This window comes from Brevundimonas sp. (genome assembly GCF_024711105.1).
Lineage (GTDB): Bacteria > Pseudomonadota > Alphaproteobacteria > Caulobacterales > Caulobacteraceae > Brevundimonas.
In genome coordinates this window covers 1-3,177 of the sequence record NZ_JANJTL010000122.1, presented here as the reverse complement: position 1 = coordinate 3,177, position 3,177 = coordinate 1, and the positions used below count along the sequence as shown (strand labels likewise).

The 3,177-nt window shown below is 66.3% G+C and carries 4 protein-coding genes; 3 read left to right on the top strand and 1 reads right to left on the bottom strand.

The annotated features are described in order from the left end of the window. The 3 genes from Q0M60_RS08955 to Q0M60_RS08945 all read left to right on the top strand — a co-directional run. A partial coding sequence (locus Q0M60_RS08955; protein ID WP_296818432.1) for a PLP-dependent aspartate aminotransferase family protein occupies positions 1 to 1,069 on the top strand: 1,069 nt, incomplete at its 5' end. A gap of 24 nt (positions 1,070 to 1,093) precedes the next feature. Further along, positions 1,094 to 1,480: an MAPEG family protein gene (locus Q0M60_RS08950; RefSeq protein ID WP_296818430.1), complete on the top strand. Its 387-nt coding sequence runs from the start codon at positions 1,094 to 1,096 to the stop codon at positions 1,478 to 1,480. Between the two features lie 276 nt (positions 1,481 to 1,756). Then, positions 1,757 to 2,428, top strand: a complete 672-nt coding sequence (locus tag Q0M60_RS08945; RefSeq protein WP_296818428.1) for a hypothetical protein — start codon at positions 1,757 to 1,759, stop codon at positions 2,426 to 2,428. 65 nt (positions 2,429 to 2,493) lie between these two features. On the opposite strand, the gene Q0M60_RS08940 is transcribed toward Q0M60_RS08945, so the two are convergent. Further along, positions 2,494 to 3,177 (bottom strand): DUF885 domain-containing protein (locus Q0M60_RS08940; RefSeq protein ID WP_296818426.1); only part of this gene is annotated, 684 nt, incomplete at its 5' end.

Sequence of the window (3,177 nt, the reverse complement as noted above, 5' to 3'; positions counted from 1 at the left end):
GATCTACGCCACTTCGACCTACGCCCAGGAGAGCCCGGGCGTGAACAAGGGCTATGAGTACGCGCGCGGCAAGAACCCGACCCGCGAGGCCTTCGAGGCCTGTCTGGCCGACCTTGAGAACGGCACGGCCGGGTTTGGCTTCGCCTCGGGCATGGCTGCGACCTCGACCCTGCTGGAGCTGCTCGACGCGGGCTCCGAGGTCCTGACGGGCGACGACCTCTATGGCGGCACCTACCGGCTGTTCGAGCGGGTCCGGCGGCGCTCGGCGGGACTGAATTTCCGTTATGTCGATCTGTCGGATGTCTCGGCGGTCGAGGCCGCGATCGGGCCGCAGACCAGGATGCTCTGGGTCGAGACCCCGACCAACCCGCTGATGAAGCTGGCGGACATCACGGCCCTGTCGAAGCTGGCCAAGGCGCGCGGTTTGCTGATGGTGGTGGACAACACCTTCGCCACGCCCTGGTGCCAGAACCCGCTGGACCTCGGCGCCGACCTCGTCATGCACTCGGTCACCAAGTACCTGAACGGCCACTCCGACGTGATCGGCGGCGCCGTTGTGGTCCGGGACTCCGACCTCGCCGCCCAGGTGAAGTTCCTGCAGAACTCCGTCGGCGGGGTGATGGGGCCGTTCGACGCCTTCCTCGCCAACCGGGGCCTGAAGACGCTCGGCGTGCGGATGAAGGCGCACTGCGAGAACGCCTCGGCCATCGCCCGCTGGCTGGAGGGCCGCCCGGGCGTGGCCAAGGTCTTCTATCCGGGGCTGGAGAGTCATCCGCAGCACGAACTGGCCAAGCGGCAGATGCGCGGCTTCGGCGGCATGATCTCCCTGATCGTGGACGGCGACCTCAGCCGCACGCGCCAGGTGCTGGAGCGGTTCCAGGTCTTCACCCTGGCGGAATCACTGGGCGGGGTCGAAAGCCTGGTGAACCACCCGGCCATCATGACCCACGCCTCGGTGCCCAAGGAGGTTCGCGAGGCGGGCGGTGTCACCGACAGTCTGATCCGGCTGTCGGTCGGGGTCGAAGATCTGGATGACCTGATGTCCGATCTGGAGCAGGCTCTGGCCTAGACGTCCAAGCCGGGGGGAGAACCGATGGACCTGCCGATCACCTCGATCACCGCGGCGATCCTCGCCGTCATGATCACCGCCATGAGCCTGGGCGTCAGCCTGCGGCGTCAGAAGCTGCAGGTCGCCGTCGGCCACGGCGACGACCACGACCTGAACCGCCGCATCCGCGCCCACGCCAACGCCATCGAGACCGTGCCGCTGGGACTCATCCTGCTGGGCCTGGTCGAGATGGCCGATTTCATCGGCCTGTTCGTCTGGCTGCTGGCGGCGCTGCTGGTGCTCGGCCGGGTGGCGCACGCGGCGGGGATGTACCGCTTCAGCACCTCGCTGCGCGCCACGGGCATGGTGATGACCCACACCGGCAGCCTGATCGCCGCGGTCCTGCTGATCTGGTCTTGCCTGCTGGGCTGAGCGACCTGCAGTCCGAAACAGTGACTGCAACTGCAGCAGTGCTGCCCGCGCTTTTTTTTTCGGAAGCGCCTGACGTCGATGGACTGTGTCAAAGACCGGAGCGGGCAGTCTAAGGCTGATTAGGCGGGCGGGCCTTTTCAGTCCACGAAGGCGCAGACGTTCCAATGAGATCAGTATGTTCAGTTGCTTCGATAGGAGCGCCGGCGCCGCAGGGAGACCCTCAGGTCCGCTTCCGACCCCTAGCTGACGTTGCGGCGGGGCGAGTGTAGCCTCACAATGATGATTGAGGCCGTCCTATTCGTGATCTTAGTCCTGTCCGCGATGGGCGTGCTCGTCTCAGCGATAGCCATCGACGCAATCACTGCGGCCCGCACTGGAAATCTGCTCGACAACTCACCGCGTGGATATGCCCACTTCAACGCTTTCAGGCTGATTGGGCGGCTGTTCCGTACGCCTGAACCGGACCTTGGCCCTCGCCAGCGCGGATTCCTCACTGCCGCTCGGGTCTGCCTCGCCCTCCACATCTCATGCGCCATCGCGTGGGCCATCATCGAATTGGGCAGGGTAGGCGGCTCTGAAGACCGCTTTTCACCCATTGCAGACATACGATCCAGCTTCCAAGGTCTTGGGATGTCCCGAGCTGACTTCCTGACGCGCGTGGAGCCGCATCTCGGGGCTGACGTGCTCATGTATGCGACCGAGGAGGGCGGTAGGGCCACGGCCGCGCTCCCGGGATGGAGCTGCCCCTGCGTGGTCTCTCTTGAAAGGCCACTGGTGGGCTGGGACGGGTTGCCAATGCTCGGCCAGACGGCGCTAAACCCCGGTGAGACGCGGCGCGTGGGCTTCTACCTGCTGTCAGGCGACGAGGCAGCAAGCGCGCTTCGGGCAGCGGGACGCTTCTTCCTCTGGGAGGGTCGAGCGGTCGGAGAAGGGGCGATTGTCGGTTAGGTCCGCTTTCCACCCGTTGCCGACCGTCGCGCCAGTTGCCTGCGACTGCCGGTCCTGCTTCCGCCTCAAGCGATCGCCTCGCCCAGCATCAGCGCGCGGGTGTAGCGCACCGGCGGGGAGCCGAACGACAGCGCCCGGTCGTGATAGGCCTTGAGGTTGAAGGCCGCGCCTTCGCGGGCCTGGACTTCGCGGCGCAGGCTCCAGTGTTCGTCCCAGCCGACGAAATAGGTCGGGAGCTGGGTGGAGCTGAGCTGGGCGCGGATCCACTTGCCGGCGGCTTCGCGCTCTTCCTGGAAGGCGTCGCGCATCATCAGCTCCATGGCCGCCTCGCGGCTCATGCCGTCGACGTGGATGGCCTGGTCGAGGATGGCGTTGGCGACCATGCGCAGCTGCCACTTCAGGTGGACCAGCCGGTAGAGCGGATCGCGGTCCATGTAGCCGGCCTCGTCCATGACGTCCTGGACGTAGCAGGCCCAGCCTTCGACAAACGGCCCCGAGCTGAGCACAGCCCGCAGCACCGACGGATGCCGGTTCGAATGCGCAATCTGCAGGTAGTGGCCAGGCATGGCCTCGTGGATGGTCAGCTCGTGAATACTGCGCGTGTTGTATTCGCGCAGGAAGGAGGCGACCTGCTCCTCGGTCCAGTCGTCCGGGATCGGCGAGACCGCGTAGAAGGTGTTCTGGCCGCGATCGAGCGGGCCGGGCGAGTCGCAGTAGGCCACGGCCACGCCGCGCTGGAACTCGGGCAT